Origin of the sequence: Dactylosporangium roseum (assembly GCF_025264685.1) — a bacterium.
GTDB classification, from domain to species: domain Bacteria; phylum Actinomycetota; class Actinomycetes; order Mycobacteriales; family Micromonosporaceae; genus Dactylosporangium; species Dactylosporangium roseum.
Window position 1 is genome coordinate 2,772,168 of the sequence record NZ_CP073721.1, and the last position, 18,619, is coordinate 2,790,786.

The following is an 18,619-nucleotide window of genomic DNA, read 5'->3' on the forward strand; positions in this document are numbered from 1 at the left end:
TGCGCGCCGGACAAGGGGTCAGCGCCGGTCGAGCGGCGCGTTGCCGAGCCTGGCCAGCAGCGCCCGAACCTGCTCGTCGGGCATCTGCTCGATGCGCTCCAGCATCGCGACGGCGTCGGCGTCGTCGGGCTGCGCGGCCTGCGCGTCGATCACCTCGGCCAGCTCCGCGACGGTGCACGAGGCGAAGAACGTGGGCAGTCGCAGCTCGCAGCCCAGCTCCTCGCGGATCCGCACGACGAGGCGGGTCGCCATCATCGAGTCGCCGCCGAGGACGAAGAAGTCCTCGTACGGGTCGACCCCGTCCACCTCGAGGGCCTCGGCCCAGAGGCGGCCGACGTGCTCGGCGGTGGGCGACAGGGCGGCCCCGTCCGCAGTGCCGGACGCGGCGGACGCCGGCGCCGTCGTGCCGGCGGCGGGCCCGGTGGCGACGGCTGGCGTCGACGCGGCCACGGTGGTCCGGACACCGAGCTCGGACAGGCGGCTGTCGGGCCGCTCGACGACCGCGCGCACCAGGGCGACGTACCGGTCGCACAGGCGCGCGGCGGTCTCCGGCTCGATCAGGTCGACGTTGTGGTCGAAGCGGCCGGCGAGCCCGTCGGGTGCCTCGTCCAGGGTGAGTTCGAGGTCGAAGCGCATCGTGCCGTTCGGGATGCCGAAGTAGCGCAGCCGCAGGTCCGGCGCCAGCTCGGTCTCCCGCCGGGTGAACGGGGTGCTGCCGTAGCTGAAGACGGTCTGGCACAGCGGGTTGAACCGCATGTCCCGCACCGGCCGCAGCTCCTGCACCAGTCTGCCGAACGGCAGGTCCTGATGCTGGTACGCGCGAAGGGCGACCTCGCGCACCCGGTCGACGACCTGCTCGAAGGTCGGGTCGCCGGACAGGTCGGTCCGCATGACGACGGTGTTGACCAGCGAGCCGACGAGCTCCTCGAATTCGGGCCTGTCGCGGCCCGACACCGGGGTGCCGACGGCGATGTCCGGGTGACCGCAGGCACCCGCGAGCAGCACCTGATAGGCGGCCAGCGTGGTCATGAACGGCGTGGCGCCGCGGCGCCGGCTGACGTCGGCGACGGCCGCGTGCAGGTCGGCCGGCACGGTGAAGAAGTGGCTGCGCCCGCGCAGGGTCGGCTCCGGCGGCCGGGAGTGGTCGTACGGGAAGCCGAGCAGCGCGGTCCCGGCCAGCTCGGTGCGCCAGAAGTCCTGCAGGGCGCGGGTCCGCTCCGGGGTGAGGTGCGCGCGTTGCCAGACCGTGTAGTCGGCGAACTGCGGCCGCCTGTTCCCACCGCCGGCGGACAGCCCGCCGGACCGCGCCTGCTCGTAGAGCGTGGCCAGTTCGCGGACGACGACGCCGACGGACCAGCCGTCGGCCACGGTGTGCGAGGCGATCCAGACCAGCATGTGGCGGTGGCCGCGCTCGTCGAGCCGCAGCAGCCGGCAGCGCCACAGCGGCGCCCGGGACAGGTCGAACGGCTCCCGGGCCGCCGCCAGGCAGCGGCGGCGGGCCTCGTCCTCCGGGTCGGGACACCCGCTGAGGTCGGTCACCGGCAGGCGGAACGGCTCCGGAGGGGACACGGCCTGCACGAGCCTGCCCGCGTCGAGGCGCAGCGCGGTACGCAGCACGTCGTGGCGGCGGACCAGCTCGCCGAACGCGGTGGCGAGGGCATCGGTGTCCAGCGGCCCGTCGAGGGTGAAGCAGAACGGCACGATGTAGTTGGGCAGTCCGGGGACCATCTGGTCGAGGAACCAGAGCTGCTCCTGCGCGTACGAGGCGGGCACGGCCGAGGCGGGCCGCCGCGCGACGACGGTGTCCTCGGCGCCCGGCGCGGACCGCCGCAGCCGTGCGAACACCGCCGTGCGCTCCTGCGGCGACAGCCGGGTGAGGTGGGCGAGCCGGTCGGTCATCGCGTCACCGTCACGGGCAGGTGCTTGATGCCGAGCATGAAGTTGGAGCGCAACCGCTCGACCGGGCCGGCGAGGGCGAACCGCAGCCCGCGTGAGCGCAACTGCTCGAACAGGATGGTGATCTCGGCCCGGGCCGGGTTCATGCCGATGCACTTGTGCGCGCCGATGCCGAACGCGAGATGCTGGTTGGGTGACCGGGCCAGGTCGAACCGGTCGGCGTCGGGGAACTGCTCCTCGTCACGGTTGGCCGAGGCGTTCCACAGCGTCACCGACTGGCCGCGGCTGATGAGCGTGCCGCCGATCTCGACGTCGCGGGTCGCGGTGCGCCGCACGTACGCGTTGGTGGAGGTCCATCGGAAGATCTCCTCGACGGCGGTGGGCAACAGGTCCGCGTCCCGGCGGAACCGCTCGGCCTGCTCCGGGTGCTCGATCAGCGCGAGGACCCCGGCCGTGGCCGTGTACGGGGTGGTCTCGTCACCCCCGACTGCGACGTTCAGGCAGTTGTAGAGGATCTGGCTCTCCGTCATCGGCCGGCCGTTGATCTCCGACCGCAGCAGCAGACTCACCAGGTCATCGCCCGGCCGTCGGCGGCGCTGCTCGATCAGCTCGGCGAACAGGTCGAGGATCTCGACCTGTGTGCCGACGAGCGTCATCGACTCGTCCCGGCCGGTCTGCAGCTCGGGGTCGCGGTGGCCGATCATCGCCCGGGTGAGCCCGAGCAGATGCCGGATCTGGTCGTGGTCGAGGTCGAACACCGCCCGCAGGAGCCCGGCCGGCAGCATCGGTGCGACCTCGGTCGCGAAGTCGCCGCCACCCGCTGCCACGAACCGGTCGACGGCCTCCCGCACGTTCTCGGCGACGCGGTGCGACACCCGCCGGACCATCTCCTGGGTGAACCCCTGGTGTAGCTGTTGCCGCAGCAGGCGGTGCTCGGGCGGGTCGGAGCAGATGAGCATCTGCCCGGAGGCCGAGTCGGCGCCGCTGCGGTACGAGCCGCCCATCACCGTGCCCTGCTCGGAGGAGAACGTCGCCGGGTCGCGGTACACACGGGCGAGGTCCCGGTATCGGGTCAGCGCCCAGAACCCGTCGCCGTCACCGGTGCCGTTCCAGTACACCGGGCGCTCCCGGCGCAGGCGCGCCCAGGTCGCGTGCGGGTCGCCGCTGACGAACAGCTCGGTGTCGCCGAGGTCGATCGTACGGGTCTTCACGATGCCACCGTCTCCTTCGCCGGTCGGATGTGATCGGCCAGGTCCGCGACGACGCTGCACTGGAACAGCGCCTCCGGCGCCAGCGGGACGCCGAGGTCGCGCTGGATGATCCGGCGTGCGCGGACGGCGAGCAGGGAGTGCCCGCCGAGAGTGAAGAAGTCGTCGCGCGCGCCGACACGCTCCACCGAGAGCAGGTCCTCCCACAGCCGGGTGAGGTACCGCTCGATGTCGTCGCGGGGCTCGAGGTAGTCGTCGCGCAGCCGCTCGCGGTCGTCGGCGACGCGCGACAGCTCCGCCCAGTCGCGTTTGCCGTGCGGGTCGGTCGGCATCCGGTCGAGCACGACGAACTCGCTCGGCACCAGGTGCTCCAGCACCTCGCCGGCCAGGAAGTCGCGCAGCTCGCGGATGGACAGCCGGTCGCCCGCCCGGATGAGGAACGCGACGAGCCGCCGCTCGCCGGTCGCGCCGACCGCGGTGACGGCCGCCTCGCCCACGGCGGGGAACCGGCACAGGGCCGCCTCGACCTCGCCGGGCTCCACCCGGTACCCGCTGATCTTGAGTTGGCTGTCGATGCGCCCGACGTACCGCAGGACACCGCCGCCGACGTCGCGGACGAGGTCGCCGGTGGCGTACATGCGGCTGCCGTCACCGGCGAACACGTCGGGGACGAACCGCTCGGCGGTGCGGCCGGGCCGGCCGAGGTAGCCGCGGCCGACGCCGGCGCCGCCGACGTACAGCTCGCCGGTCTCGCCGGCGGCCACGGGGCGCAGGTCCGGGTCGAGCACGTAGAGCCGGCGCCCGCCGAGCGGCCCGCCGATCGGCACGCCGGCACCGTCCCGCGGCGGCCGAGCAACCTCGTGACCGGTGCACGCCACCGTCGTCTCGGTCGGCCCGTAGAGGTTGAACAGCCGGCCGCCGAATTCGCCGGAGAGCAGGCCGCGGCAGGTGGCCGGGAGCAGCACGTCGCCGCCGGAACACAGCAGCCGCAGCCCGGCGAAGGCGTCGCGGTCGAAGCGGACGACGTGGTTGACCGCGACGGCCGGGGCGAGCATCGCCGTGATGCCCCGGCGGCGCAACTCGCGCCGCAGGTCGGAGCCGAGCAGATCGGGGATCGCCGGCAGCACCACGATCTCGGCGCCACCGGCCAGCGAACGCCAGACCTCGAACGTGATGGTGTCGAAGGAGATGCTCGCGCACTGGGCGGTGCGGTCGTCGGTGGACAGTGCCGGCAGCGCCGGGTCGGCGGCGAACGCGACGAGCTGACGGTGCTCCAACACCGTCCCCTTCGGACGGCCGGTCGAGCCGGACGTGTACAGCACGCACGCGGCCTGCTCCGGGCGGATGTCCACCACCGGGGCGGGGCCGGCCGGACCGTCGCCGCTGCGCCATTCCAGGACCGTGCGGTCCAGGTGGGCGAGGCGCTCACCGCGGCCGGGCTCGGTGAGCACCACGCGGACGTCCCCGTCGAGCAGCATGTGGTCCCGGCGCGCGGCCGGGTAGCGGGTGTCGACGGGCAGGTAGGCCGCGCCGGCCTTGAGGATGCCCAGGATCGCCACGACGACGTCGACGCCGCGCCGCAGGTGCAGCCCGACGCGGTCCTCCGGACCGACGCCGCCGGCGATGAGCCGGCGGGCCAGCGCGTCCGCGTGGGCGTCCAGCTCCTGATAGGTGTACCGGCGGTCGTCGTCGCTGACCGCGGGCGCGTCGGGGTGTTCGCGCACCGTGCCGGCGAACAGCTCGACGAGCGACGTGGTCGTCGCCGGAGGCAGGTCGTTCACCACGCTGCCCCCTCCCGTGTACCGGGCGCCGTGGCGGCCACCGCCGGTGCGTCGCGGTCGACGAGGTCGATCAGCTCCGGCGGCGCGGACAGGAACGTCCACGGCCCGCCCGCGAGCACCTCGTGGCGGGTCTCGCCGTAGCCGTCCCATTCGAGCATCTCCCGGGCCGGCACGTACGGGTCGTCGCGCCAGCCGATCGCGGTGATCGGGCAGGGCAGCGGCCGCGGCCCGGGCGGCCGGTGGTGGAAACACATGTCCACGTCGTTGCGCAGCACGGCGATGGCCATCGGCAGCAGCTCCGGCAGCGGCTCCGGCTCACCGAGGGAGCGCACGATCCCGCGCAGCTCGTCCGCGAGCTGCTCGTCGGTCATCGACGGCTGGAACAGCCCGTAGAACCCGCGGTGCGGCACGAGCGACGAGGACACGTACAGCCGGTCGGGCAGCCGGTGCCCCCGTTCCTCGAGGCGGACCAGCGTCGCGCACGCGAGCAGGGCGCCCATGCAGTGCCCGAACAGTGCGTAGGGCCGGTCCAGATACGGCGCGAGACCGTCGGCCGCGTCGGCGGCGAAGTCGTCGAAGCGGTGGTACGGCGGCTCGCGGAACCGGTTCTCCCGGCCCGGCGGCTGGACGGCGCAGACCTCCATGGCGCCGATCCGCCGCGGCCAGCGTCGCAACGACGACGCGCCGGCACCGGCGTACGGGAAGCAGATGAGCCGCGCCTCCGCGTCGGGACGCGGTTCTCGCAGCAGCCAACGGCCTGTCCTGGTGTCCTTCACCCGAAGCTCCTCCTGGGATCGACCGGTCGGTCATCACCATGGGTCGGATGCTATGGACTCCGGGTTAGACGACGGTTATGTCGGCGGTCCGCCGTGCTCAGCCGGGCTTGCCGACCTGTAGCTCGGCGTCGACGCCGAGGAACCGGCCGATGTCGGCGGCCTCGGCCTCCAGCGCGGCGGCGGCCGCGTCGGGCAGCGCCTCGAACGGCTGCACCCGCACGATCAGCCGGTCCTTGTCGCGCTGCTGCTTCCAGGCGCCGAGCACCCGGCCGTCGACGAGCACCGCCGGCTGGATGAAGCCGCCGCCGACCTGGATCCGTTTGGTGAACGCCGGTGCCAGGACGAGCTCGCGGCTCGCGTACCCGAGAAGGAGCTCGTCGAAGTGGCCGAGGAGCTGGACGGCCGGTTTCCGGCCGGGTGTGCGCGCGGTCGTGCCGGTCGTGACCCAGGCGGCGCTGCCGGCGGCGTCGACCTCCTCCAGCTCGTCGGCGACCAGCTCGAAGCCCCGCTTGGCCTGCTTGGCCGGCAGCCCGGACCACTTCGCGAAGTCCTGCGGGGTCACCGGCCCGCGGGAGGCGACGTAGCGGCGGGTCAGCTCGGCGAGGGCGGCGTCGCCGTCGAGCTTCGTCTGCTTGCCGGCCCAGTCGTCGATGAGGACGTAGGTCGGCTCGTCCTTGTCCACCTCGGGACCGCGGCAGATGATGCCGGTCATCGCGGCGTAGCCGATCAGGTGCGCGGGTGCCTGGCTCTTCGGGTCGACCCGCACGCCCTTGGCGTCGAGGCGCCGCACCAGGTCGGCGCGGGTCAGCGGGCCCTCGGCGGCGACGATCCGCTCGAGCTTCGGCACGGCGGACCTGAGCATGTCGTCGTCGAGGCCGAGCTGCGAGCGGCGCCGCTTGTCGGCGGCGGCGAAGATCGGCCCGAGCAGCCCGACGATCCAGCGCACGTCCTCGGCCGCGACCATGTGCAGGGTGCTGCGCATGGCCCAGATCCGCACGACGGACCGGTCCTCGTTGCAGGCACGGTCGACGGCGGCGGCGTCGACGCCGGTGGTGGTGCGCGGGCGCAGCGCCATCCGCGCCGCCCGGATGTCCTGTGACTGCGTGCCGACCAGGTCGCGGACCACGTCGGCGACGTCCTTGGCCCGGTCCCCGGTCAGCCGCTGCGCGCGGGCGCGGGTCAGGCGGATCTCGTCTTCGGTGAACTGCCGAGTCATTCGCCGAACCTACCCAACGCGACCGCCGCGCAACCGCCGAACGCGCGATCGGCGGGCGGCCCGCTCGTAACCTCCGCATGACCCCGCCTCGATACGTTCGCGGTGTTTCCAGGTGGCGACGGAGCAGCAGGCCGGGTACTCGACGGGAGACGCATGACATGCCAGACCTGAAACAGCGCGTGGCGGAGCTTTCCGAGGACCGGCGCGCCCTTTTCGCCGCGTTGGCCAAGCAGGACGACGCCCCGGCGAAGGACGCGGCCGGCATCCCACGGGTGCCGCGGGACCGGCCGATCCCGGCGTCGTTCGCGCAGCAACGCCTCTGGTTCGTCGACCAGATGGAGCCGGGCAACAGCGCGTACAACTGCCCGATCCCGGTCCGGTTCCGCGGGCCGCTGGACGTCGACGCGCTCGTGGCGAGCCTCGCCGACGTCGTGCGCCGGCACGAGGTGCTGCGCACGACGTTCCGCGGCGAGCAGGGCCAGCCGGTCCAGGTGATCCACCCGGAGATGCCGTTGCCGTGCCCGGTGACCGACCTGAGCGACGTGCCGCCGCACGAGCGGGAGGCACGGGTGCGCCGGGCCGTGGCCGAGGAGGGCGGGCAGCCGTTCGACCTCGCCGGCGGTCCGGTGATGCGGGCCAGGCTGTTGCGCTTCGGGCCCGAGGACCATGTGCTGCTCTACGACCTGCACCACATCGCCTTCGACGTGTGGTCGGTCGGTGTCGTGCACGCCGAGCTGGCCGCCGGCTACAACGCCCGGATGCGCGGGACCGCCGCCGAGCTGCCCGAGCTGCCGATCCAGTACGCCGACTACGCGGTCTGGCAACGCGAGCGCATCAGCGGTCCGCTGCTGGACGAGCAGCTCGGGTACTGGCGGCGCCGGCTCGACGGCCTCGAGTCGCTCGACCTGCCCACCGATCACGAACGCCCGGCGAACCTGTCCTACCGGGGCGGTTGGCGCCAGTCGGACCTGCCGCCCCACCTCGTCGCCGGGCTGCGGGAGCTGGGCCGGGTCGAGGGTGCCTCGCTGTTCATGACGATGCTGGCGGCCGTGCAGATCCTGCTGGCCCGCTACACCGACAGTGACGACGTCGCCGTGGGCATCGCCGCGGCCGAGCGCGACCGGCCGGAGGTACAGGGCCTGATCGGTTTCTTCCCGAACACTCTCGTGCTGCGCGGCGACCTGTCCGGGCAGCCGACGTTCCGGGACTTCCTGCGCCGGATCCGCACCACCGCCCGGGACGCCTTCGCCCATGCGGAGCTACCGTTCGACCTGCTGGTCCAGGATCTGCGCCCGACCCGGTCGGCGACCCGCACCCCGCTGTTCCCGGTGTTCTTCGGGGTCGAGGACGGCACGACGCGGATGCCCGACTTCGACGGACTGGCGGTCGAGATCGTCTTCCCGGACCACCAGGCGGCCAAGTTCGACCTGGGCTTCAACGTGCGGGTCAGCCCGGAGCACACCGTCGTGGACGCCGTCTACAGCGCCGACCTGTTCGAGGCGGCCACGATCGACCGGATGCTCGGGCACTACCGGCGGTTGCTCGAGGCGGCGGTCACGGACCCGGACCGCCCGATCACCACGCTGCCGATGCTGACCGGGTCGGAGTGGCGTGCCGTCTGCGACTGGAACGACACCGCCCGGGAGTTTCCGGACGACGCGTGCCTGCACCGGCTCGTCGAGGAGCAGACCACGCGCAGCGACGCGCCGGCCGTGCGCTGCGGGTCACGGACGCTGAGCCGCACCGACCTGGAGGCGGCCGCGAACCGGCTGGCCCACCGGCTGCGCGGCAGCGGCGTCGGCCCGGACACGGTCGTCGGCGTGTGCCTGCCACGCTCGCCCGAGCTGGTCGTGGCGATCCTCGCCGTGCTCAAGGCCGGCGGCGCGTACCTGCCGCTGGACCCGGAGTATCCGCCGCGGCGACTGCGCTTCATGCTCACCGACGCCGGCTGCCCGGTCGTGCTCACCCGGCAGGCGTCGCGAGCCGGCCTCGGCGACGTCGACGGCACCGTGCTGTGCGTGGACGACGCCGCACCGGCGCTGCCGGACACGCGACCAGAGGTGGACGTGCGGCCGGAGCACCTGGCCTACGTCATCTACACCTCCGGCTCGACCGGCGAGCCGAAGGGCATCGCGCTGCGGCACCGCGGCGCGGTCAACAACTTCACCGACTTCAACGACCGGTTCGGCATCGGGCCCGGCGACAGCCTGCTGTCGGTGTCGTCGCCGAGCTTCGACATGTCCGTCTACGACGTGCTGGGCACCCTCGCCGCCGGCGCAACCGTGGTCCTGCCCGAGGCCGCGGAGGCCCGCGACCCGGTCGCCTGGGCCCGGCTGCTGGCCGAGCACGGGGTGACCGTGTGGCATTCGGCGCCGGCCCTGCTACAACTGCTGCTGGAGTGCTACGACCGCGACGACGCGGTCCTGCCGGCCCGGCTGCGCCTGGCGCTGCTCGGCGGTGACTGGATCCCGGTCGACCAGCCCGAGCGGCTGTGGCGGGTCGCGCCGGAGGCGGCGTTCGTCAGTCTCGGCGGCGCCACGGAGGCGTCGATGGACTCGACCGTCTTCCCGGTCGAGCGGGTCGACCCGGCCTGGACCAGCATCCCCTACGGCCGTCCGATGGCCAACCAGCGCGCCTACGTGCTCGACCGGCACCGGCAGCCGGTGCCCGTCGGAGTCCCGGGGGAGCTGCACCTGGCCGGGACCGGCCTGGCCCGGGGCTACCTGCACCGGCCGGAACTGACCGCCGAGCGCTTCGTCGAGCACACGTTTCCCGACGGGCGCACCGAGCGGCTGTACAGGACCGGTGACCTGGTCCGGTACCGGCCCGACGGGGTCCTGGAGCTGCTGGGCCGGCTCGACTTCCAGGTCAAGATCCACGGCCTGCGCATCGAGCTGGGCGAGATCGAGACGGTCCTGCGCCGGCATCCGGCCGTCGGCGCCGCCGCCGTGGTCGCTCAGGGGGAGCGGGGCGACCTGCGGCTGGCCGCGTTCGTCACCCCCGCCGCCGGGGAGCTCGCCGTACCGGAGGACGGGCTGCGGCGGTGGCTCACCGACGCGCTGCCCGCGCACCTGGTCCCCGGCACGGTCACGGTGCTGGACGCGCTGCCCACCACGCCGAACGGCAAGGTCGACCGGCGCGCCCTGACCGCCCTGACCGCCCTGCCCGAGCCGCCGGCCCGGGACGCGGCACCGGCCGGTGATCCGGCCACCGTGGACAGTGGCCACCCGGCCGGTACGACCGACAGCGCCGATCCCGGCGGCACCGCCGCCCTCGAGCGCCGCATCGCCGCGACCTGGTGCGAGGTGCTCGGCGTCGCCGAGGTCGGGCCGGACGACGACTTCTTCCACCTCGGCGGCGACTCCTTCGCGGCGATCCGGGCGATGCTCGCGCTCGCCGAGCCGCTGCCCGTCGTCGAGTTGTTCAAGAACCCCACGGTGCGGCGGCTCGCGGCCCGGATCGGATCCGCGGCGGCGCCGCGGACCGGGCTGTTGTTCGAGCTGACCCCGGCCGACCGGCAGCCCGAGCTGACGCTGGTGTGCGTGCCCTACGGCGGCGGCAACGTGGTGGCGTACCAGCCGCTCGCCGACCGGCTCGACGCCCGCTTCGCGGTCTGGGCGGTCAACCTGCCCGGCCACGATCCGAGCACCTTGCGGGACGAGCCCCTGTCGGTCGAGGACGCCGCGCAGCGCTGCGCCGCCGAGATCCAGGAGCGGATCGCCGGCCCGGTCATCGTGTACGGGCAGTGTTCCGGCGTCGCGCTCGGCGTCGAGCTGACCCGGGTCCTGGAGGAGCGCGGGTGCGACGTCCGGGCGGTCTACGTCGGCGCGTCGCTGACCGACCCCGACCCGGCCGCCTCGCTGGAGACGGAGCGGTCCACGTCGGACGAGGACGCCTACGCGTTCCTGCGCTCGCTCGGCGGCTTCGACGGCCACCTCGAGTGGTCCCAGGTGGGGCACGTCCTGCGCGCCGCACGCAACGACATGATCGCCTCGGCGCGGTACTTCCGGCGCAGCTACGAGACCCCGCCGCAGCGCATCACGACCCCGCTGCGGTGCGTCTTCGGCGACCAGGATCCGGCGACGCCGGACTTCCCGACCAACCACCACGGCTGGGACCTGTTCGCCGAGTCGGTGACCTACGAGGTGATCCCCGGCGCCGGGCACTACTTCGTCCGCGACCGCGCCGCGGAGGTCGCCACCCTGATCGAGCGGCACCACCCGGGAGGTGTGCGGTGATGCGCGACGTCACCGAGACCCTGCTGCACGATGTCGTCGTCGGCGGGCTGGAGCGACTGCACGAGGACGACCCCGAGCTGTACGACCTCCTGGAGCGCGAGGTCGAGCGGCAGCGCGGCGTCCTGTCGCTGGTGGCGTCGTCCAGCCTGGTCGACCCGTCGGTGCTGGCCAGCCAGGCGTCCGTGGCGGTCAACGTCACCGCCGAGGGCTACCCCGGCCGCCGGTACCACGGCGGCTGCGAGGTCGTCGACGACATCGAGCGGCTCGCCGTCGACCGGGCCCGCAGCGCGTTCGGCGCCCGGTACGCCAACGTGCAGCCGCACTCGGCGACCAACGCCAACTACACGGTGCTGTCGTCGCTGCTGCGCGCCGGGGACACGTTGCTCGGGATGGAGCTGGAGCACGGCGGGCACCTCACGCACGGCAGCCCGGCCGCCTACGCCGGGCAGTACTTCACCGCGATCGGCTACGGCCTCGACGACGACGGGCGCATCGACTACGACCAGGTGCGCCGGCTCGCCCTGGAGCACCGGCCACGGGTCGTCGTCTGCGGCGCCACCGCCTACCCGCGCGTGGTGGACTTCGCCCGGTTCCGGCGCATCGCCGACGAGGTCGGCGCCTACCTGATGGCCGACATCTCGCACACCGCCGGGCTGGTGGCCGCCGGTCTGCACCCGAGCCCGATCGACCATGCGCACATCACGACCACCTGTACCCACAAACAGCTCTTCGGCCCCCGCGGCGGGCTGATCATGTCCGGGCGGGACGCCGACGCTCCGGCGCCCCGCGGGACCGGCACCCTGGCCGCCTTCCTGCAGCGGGCGGTGTTCCCGTTCTCGCAGGGCGCCCCGGCACTCAACACGATCGCCGCGAAGGCCCGGGCGCTGGAACTGGTGACGACGGCCGAGTTCCGCCGGACGGCGACCGGCATCGTCGAGCTGGCCGGCACCCTCGCCGGGGCGCTCGCCGACCTCGGCCACACCGTGGTCTCCGGCGGCACCGACAACCACATCGTGCTCGTCGACCTGGCCCCCCTCGGAACGACCGGGCTCGTCGCGGAACGGGCACTGGAGGAGTGCGGGATCATCGTCAACAAGAACCGGGTGCCGCGCGACACCACGCCGGCGCTCGTGACCGGCGGCATCCGGATCGGCACCAACAGCGCCGCCCGGCGCGGCATGCGCCGCACCGACATGCTCGCCTGCGCCGGTCTGATCGACCGCGTCATCCGCTCGGCCGAGGCGAACGGCGGGCGCGACCACCATCTGCCGGCCGAGGTCCGCGACGATGTGCGGGCCCGGGTCGCGGCCCTGTGCGCGGCCCTGCCGATCCCCGGCTACCCGGCCGCCGAGCGGTCGCCGTGGGAATCCGCCGCGCTGACCACCCACCGTGTGAGGAGCAGCCGATGAACCAGCGGACGACCTGGAAGGCCGAGGACTTCGGCGAGGTGTGGGCGCCGCTGTACGACCACATGTTCGACCGCGACGACACCGCCGACGCCGTCCCGGCCCTGATCAAGCTCGCCGACGGCGGGCGCGTGCTCGAGCTGGGCATCGGCACCGGCCGCCTGGCGATTCCGATGGCGGAGGCCGGGCTCGACGTCCACGGCGTCGAGGCGTCGCCGGCGATGGCCGAGCAGATGCGGGCCAAGCCCGGCGGAGACCGCATCCCGGTGACCATCGGCGACTTCACCCAGGTGCGCGCCGAAGGGCGGTTCGACTTCATCTTCTGCGCCTACAACACGTTCTTCGCCCTGCCGACCCAGGACGACCAGTGCCGGTTCATGACCAACGCCGCCACGCAGCTCGCGCCGGACGGACGGCTGCTGGTCGAGGTGTTCGTGCCCGACCTCGGCAAGTTCCACGACGACCAGGTGGTGCGGGCCGCCGACCTCGACGACGGGCACACCGCCCTCGAGGTCGAGCGGTACGACCCGGTCACCCAGCAGATCTTCTACGCCCGCGTCATCGCCAAGGCCCGCTGGGCGAAGCACCGCTACTGCTGGCCCACCGAGATCGACCTGATGGCCCGGCTGGCCGGGCTCGAACTGACCGACCGGTGGGGCGGCTGGTGCGGCGAGCCCTTCGACCGCCACAGCACCCGCCACGTCTCGGTGTACCGCCGACCGGCCGGGACCACCACCTGACGGGCACCACCTGACCGGACCTCTGCCTGACCGGGAGCGCCGATCGTGACCACTGCGGACGACCAGTACCGGCTGCCGGCGACCACTCCGGCACCCGACCTGCCACGCGCGCCGTACAGCCGGGGCGACTCCGGCCCGGTGGTGCGGCGCGACCATACGGTCGGCGTCACCGCCTGGGCCCGGCTGCGCGGGTTCGCCGACGCGGCCGGCGTCACTCCGCGGGCCGCGCTCGTGGCCGCGCTCGGCGAGGTGATCCGCACGTGGAGCCGCACCGGGCGGTTCGCCCTCGGCTGCGTGACCCCGGGGGGTGTGCGACCGGTCGCGGTCGGCGGCGACGCGACGTTCGCCGATCGGCTGGTGGCGGTGGAGGAGCAACTCGACGCGCACGAGGGTGGGGCGACCCGGCCGGCCCCGGCCGGTCCGCGGCACACCGGGCCGGCGGCCGGGACACCGGTCACCTGTGCCGTGCTGACCGGACCCGCGGCATCCGCGGATCGTGCCGATGCCTTGCCCGTCGGCGGCGTCCACGTGGCCGTGCGACAGGACGCCGGCGGCCTGCTGGTGCGCTGGCACACCCGCGACGCCCTGTTCCCGCCCGGCGTGCCCGAGGACCTCGCCGACGCGTACGGCCGGCTGCTCGACCTGCTCGCCGCCGACCCCACGGCCTGGCGGCAGCGCCGGTTCGCCCTCGTGCCACAGCGGCACCTCGACGTCGTCGCCGCCGTCAACGCCACCGACCGCCCCCTGCCGTCCGCGCTGCCGCACGAACTCGTCGCCGCCAACGCGCGCCGGCACCCCGACCGGGTCGCGGTCATCGCCGCCGATCGCCGCCTCACCTACGGCGAGCTCGACCGGCGGGCCACCCGGCTGGCCCGGACCCTGCGCCGGGCGGGCGCCGGACCCGGCCGGCTCGTCGCCGTCGTCATGGAGAAGGGCTGGGAGCAGTTCGTCGCCGTCTACGGCGTTCTCACCGCCGGCGCGGCCTACCTGCCGATCGACCCGGCCGTGCCCGCGGACCGCATCGCATACCTGCTGCGGGACGGTGAGGCCGGCCTGGTGCTGACGCAGTCCGCACTGGACCGTCGGCTGCGCTGGCCGGCGTCGGTGCGCCGCATCTCGGTCGACACCGACACCGACATCGACACCGACGCCACACCGCTGGACCCGGTGCAGCAGCAGAGCGACCTCGCCTACGTCATCTCCACCTCCGGCTCCACCGGCCGGCCCAAGGGCGTCATGGTGGACAACCGCGGCCTGCTCAACGCGGTCCTCGACCTCAATCGCCGCTTCGGCATCGGCCCGGAGGCGCGCAGCCTCGCGGTGTCCGGCCTGCACTTCGACGCCTCCGTGTTCGACGTCTTCGGCCCGCTCATCGCCGGCGGGTCGGTGGTCGTACCGGCCCCGGCGGACCGTCCCGACCCGGCGCACTGGGCCGAGCTGATGCGGCGGGAACGGGTCACCTGCTGGCTGTCCGTCCCGGCGCTGATGGAGATGCTCGTCGGGCACCTGGAGCGGGCCGGTGACCGCGGGCTGCCGACGCTGCGACTGGCGCTGCTCGGCGGCGACTGGATCCCGCTGGACCTGCCGGACCGGCTGCGCCGGCTCGCCGAGCGCGTCCAGGTGGTCAGCATCGGCGGGCCGACGGAGACGATCTGCGTGTCGGTGGTGCACCCGATCGGCGAGGTCGAGCCGGCGTGGACGAGCATCCCCTACGGCAGCCCCATCTCGAACCAGCACTACTACGTGCTCGACGAGCGGCTGTCCCCGCGACCGGCCTGGGTGCCCGGGCAGATCTGCATCGGCAGCGCGGTCGGCCTCGCCCGCGGCTACTGGCGCGACCCCGAACGCACCCGGGCCAGGTTCCGCACGTTGCCGGACACCGGCGAACGTGTCTACGCCTCCGGCGACATCGGCCGCTACCTGCCCGACGGCACGCTCCAGATCCTCGGCCGGGAGGACTTCCAGGTCAAGATCCAGGGACACCGCATCGAGCCGGGCGAGATCGAGGCGGCCCTGGTGCGGCACCCGGACGTCGAGCGCGCCGCCGTCGTCGCCCCCGAGTCGGACACCGGCGCCCGCCGGCTGGTCGGCTTCGTCGTGCCGCCGGCCGCACGCACGCCGGACCACGAGGCGCTCCGGGACTTCCTGAGCCGCACCCTGCCCGCCTACATGGTGCCCGCGCGGCTCAGCACGGTCGAGGCGCTGCCGCTCACCGCCAACGGCAAGGTCGACCGGCTGGCCCTGACCGAGGCGGCCGGCGCCGTCGATCCCGGCGGCGACCCCGGCGGCGGGCCGCCGCCACGCACACCGGCGGAAGGGACCGTGGCGGCGCTGTGGGCGGAGGCGCTCGGCCTGCGGCGCATCGGTGTGCACGCCGACTTCTTCGCCCTCGGCGGAGACTCGCTGGCCGCCAGCCGGCTGTGCGGCCCGTTGTACGAGCGGACCGGCGTCCACATCACGCTGCGCGAGTTCGTCGCCGGCCCCACCGTCGCGGAGCTGGCCGGCCGGCTCGACGCGGCCCCGGCCGCGGGCGGTCGCACCGGTGGGCCCGGTGATCCCGCCTCGCCGCCGGACGCCGATCCTGCCGACGCCACCACGCCGCTGCCGGGCCAGCGCGGCATGTGGACCGCCGAACAGATGGCCGGCGGCGGCCTGTACACCCTGGTCTTCACCGCGGAGCTGGAGGGACCGCTCGACGTGTCGCGCCTGGCGGGGGCGGTCGACGACACCCTCGCCCGGCACGACGGGCTGCGCACCGGATTCCGCCTCGGTGCCGCGGACCTGGAGCGGTTCGTCGTCGGCCCCGACCGCGGTCCGCGACCGGTCCACGTCGAGGTACCGGCCGGGGCGCCGTGGCCGGACATCGTCCGCACGACGGCCCTGGCGCACGCGTCGCGGCCGTTCGCGTTCGACCAGGGGCCGCCGTTGCGGATCCTGCTGGTGCGCGGCGGGCCGCGGCGGCACGCGCTCGTCCTCGTCACCCACCACATGCTGGTCGACGGCTGGGCGATCGGGCTGGCCCTGCGCGAGATCCTGGCCCGCTACGACGCCGCGGTGCGCGGCGCGACGCCCGAGCTGCGTCCCGCACCGCGCCCCGACGTCGTGCCCGCCCGGCTGCGGCGGCTGCGGCAGCGCGGGGACCTGCGCAGCCAGGCCGACTTCTGGGTCCGCCGGCTCGACGGCGTCCCGACCGTGTTGGACCTGCCGTCGGCACGGCTCCGGCCGGCGCGTCAGGACCCTGCCGGCGGACGGATTCCCCTCGACTACGGCGCGACGCACAGCACCGCGGTCGAGCACCGCGCACGGCAGCTCGGCGTCACCCGGTTCGCCTGTCTGCTGGCCGGGTTCGGGCTCGCGCTGGCCCGGCGCACGGGGCGGCGCCGGCTGCTGGTCGGCGTGCCGACCAGCCGCCGGCCGGCGACCGAACTGCACGACCTCGTCGCGCACTGCACGGTCGTGGTGCCGGTCCTCGTCGAGGTCGACGGGGACACGCCGGTCGAGAGCTATCTGCGCGCCGTGCACGGCTCGATCGCTGACAGCGTCAGCAACGCCGACCTGCCGTTCGAGGAGATGGTCCGCATCGCCGGCGGCAACGGCGACCCGCGCCGCAACCCGCTGGTGCAGGCGGTGTTCGGCATGTACGACACGCTCGTCGACTGGCGGACCACGGCCGGACGGGTGAGCGTGCGGATCGAGGAGGTCCACGCCGGCGGATCGCCGATGGACCTGACCGTGGCCCTGCAACGCGCCGACCCGATCGGTGGCACGATCGAGTTCGCCACGGCGGTGTGGGGCCGGGCCGAGGCGGAGCGCTTCCGCGCCGACCTGCTCGCCACCACCGCCGCGCTCGCCGGTGCCCGGGGCCGCCTGGCCGACCTACCGTCCCTTGTGGACGACGATGCTCCGCATAACCGACTCCGAACCGCGCCGGCATAGCGTCGAGGTTGTCATGCCTACTCTTACGGAACACGTCGATCCTGCCTTCATGGCGGCGTACGCCGAGGTGTGCCGCCGTCACCACGACGGCACGATGACGGACGCGGACTGGCAGCGGTGGGACGGCGAGCGGCTCGCCGCCGTGCTGCGCCACGTCGCGGATCGGTCTGCGTTCTACGGCCGCCACCTGTCCACCGTGGACCTGGGCCGGGTCACGCCGCGGACCCTGGACCGGCTGCCCTTCACGACCAAGGCCGATCTGCGCCGGGAGCAGCACGCGGTGCTGAGCGGCGACCTCGGCGACGCGTGCGTCTACTACGAGACCACCGGCACGACCGGTCCGCCGACGCCCTGCCCGCGTGACGCCAAGGAGGTCGTGACGAGCAATTTGCACGTGGAGCGCGCCTGGCGCAGTATGTTCGGCCGCTACTTCGGTCACCGCATGCCCCGCGTCGCGCTGATGGGGCCGTCGGAGCTGTATGCGTTCGGCGACACGTTCGGCGCGGTCGCCACCGACCTGGGCGGCTTCCACGCCAAGATCTGGCCGGACTCGCCCCGGGTCGGCTTCGCCAAGGCGCTGCGGCTGCTGCGCGACCTCAGGTGCGAGGTCGTCGTCTGCGCGCCCGCGCTGTGCCTGACCCTGGCCAAGGCCGCCCTGCACCACGGCTACGACCTGCGCCGTGACTTCCACGTCAAGCTGTTCCTGGTGCTCGGCGAGATCTGCACCCCGGAGTTCGCCGCGAACGTCGAGTCGATCTGGGACGCGCCAGTGCACCATACGCTCTACGGCTCGCAGGAGGCGCACGCGATCGCCGCCGGCTGCTCGGCCAACCGGCTGCACATCGCCCGGCCGAACTACCTCGTCGAGGTCGTCGACCCGGACACCGGCGCCGCCCGGGGCGCGGGCGACGGCGAGCTGTGCCTCACCATGCTCGTCGACGGCGCGAAGCCGCTCGTCCGGTACCGGACGGGCGACCTCGTCTCGGTGCGTCACGGCACCTGCGACTGCGGCCTGTGCGGGCCGCTGGTCGAGGTGACCGGCCGCGTCGGCGACGAGCTGCACCTCGGCGGATCCCGGTTCCGCCCGGCCGACATCGAGACCGCGGTGCTGGGCGAGGTCAACGGCTGCCTCGGCTACCAGGTCCAGGTCGACCGCGGCGCCGACGGCGACGACCGGCTCACCGTCCGGCTCGACCTGCTGCCGGGCGCCGGATCGCACGAGCAGATCCGGGCCCGCGTCAGCGACCGGCTCGGCGTGCCCACGGAGGTGCGGGTCGACGACCGGCTCGACCCGATCACCAACATGGGCGCCCTCGTGAGCTGGAAGGCGGCCCGGATCCAGGACAACCGTCAAGAGCCGGCCCGCGAGGTGCGCATCGCGCGGGCGGTCGCGGCCACGTACGACTACACCACCTGACGGCG

Annotated in this window: 10 protein-coding genes; 5 read left to right on the forward strand and 5 right to left on the reverse strand. The window is 73.9% G+C overall.

Going from position 1 to position 18,619, the window contains the following annotated elements; all coding sequences use genetic code 11:
* Window positions 1–18 precede the first annotated feature (18 nt).
* The 5 genes from Drose_RS13510 to Drose_RS13530 form a co-directional block, all read right to left on the reverse strand.
* On the reverse strand, window positions 19–1,899 hold the full coding sequence (locus Drose_RS13510) for a condensation domain-containing protein (RefSeq protein WP_260728527.1): 1,881 nt from the start codon (window positions 1,897–1,899) through the stop codon (window positions 19–21).
* Window positions 1,896–3,107 carry a cytochrome P450 gene (locus tag Drose_RS13515; protein WP_260728528.1) on the reverse strand — a complete coding sequence of 404 codons (1,212 nt, stop codon included), beginning with the start codon at window positions 3,105–3,107 and terminating at the stop codon, window positions 1,896–1,898. Before Drose_RS13515 ends, Drose_RS13510 begins: the two co-directional genes overlap by 4 nt.
* Window positions 3,104–4,885: a non-ribosomal peptide synthetase gene (locus Drose_RS13520; RefSeq protein WP_260728529.1), complete on the reverse strand. Its 1,782-nt coding sequence runs from the start codon at window positions 4,883–4,885 to the stop codon at window positions 3,104–3,106. Before Drose_RS13520 ends, Drose_RS13515 begins: the two co-directional genes overlap by 4 nt.
* Complete coding sequence (locus tag Drose_RS13525) at window positions 4,882–5,661, reverse strand: thioesterase II family protein (protein WP_260728530.1); 780 nt, start codon at window positions 5,659–5,661, stop codon at window positions 4,882–4,884. The genes Drose_RS13520 and Drose_RS13525 overlap by 4 nt, the downstream gene beginning before the upstream one ends.
* A 97-nt stretch (window positions 5,662–5,758) precedes the next feature.
* Window positions 5,759–6,877: a winged helix DNA-binding domain-containing protein gene (locus Drose_RS13530; RefSeq protein WP_260728531.1), complete on the reverse strand. Its 1,119-nt coding sequence runs from the start codon at window positions 6,875–6,877 to the stop codon at window positions 5,759–5,761.
* A gap of 158 nt (window positions 6,878–7,035) precedes the next feature.
* Between Drose_RS13530 and Drose_RS13535 the strand changes: the two genes are divergently transcribed.
* The 5 genes from Drose_RS13535 to Drose_RS13555 are packed head-to-tail and all read left to right on the forward strand — an operon-like array spanning window position 7,036 to window position 18,614.
* Entirely contained in the window at window positions 7,036–11,115 is a 4,080-nt protein-coding gene (locus Drose_RS13535) for a non-ribosomal peptide synthetase (RefSeq protein WP_260728532.1), read from the forward strand.
* Window positions 11,115–12,524, forward strand: coding sequence for a serine hydroxymethyltransferase (locus tag Drose_RS13540; protein WP_260728533.1), 1,410 nt, complete (start codon window positions 11,115–11,117; stop codon window positions 12,522–12,524). The genes Drose_RS13535 and Drose_RS13540 overlap by 1 nt, the downstream gene beginning before the upstream one ends.
* A complete protein-coding gene (locus tag Drose_RS13545) occupies window positions 12,521–13,261 on the forward strand; it encodes a class I SAM-dependent methyltransferase (protein WP_260728534.1) in 741 nt (246 codons plus the stop codon). The genes Drose_RS13540 and Drose_RS13545 overlap by 4 nt, the downstream gene beginning before the upstream one ends.
* Window positions 13,262–13,306: 45 nt before the next feature.
* Window positions 13,307–17,197 (forward strand): non-ribosomal peptide synthetase, encoded by a 3,891-nt coding sequence (locus Drose_RS13550; protein WP_260728535.1) that lies wholly within the window; start codon window positions 13,307–13,309, stop codon window positions 17,195–17,197.
* Window positions 17,198–17,210: 13 nt separating this feature from the next.
* The gene (locus tag Drose_RS13555) at window positions 17,211–18,614 is read left to right on the forward strand and encodes a phenylacetate--CoA ligase family protein (protein WP_260728536.1); all 1,404 of its coding nucleotides are present in this window, start codon (window positions 17,211–17,213) and stop codon (window positions 18,612–18,614) included.
* Window positions 18,615–18,619 lie beyond the last annotated feature (5 nt).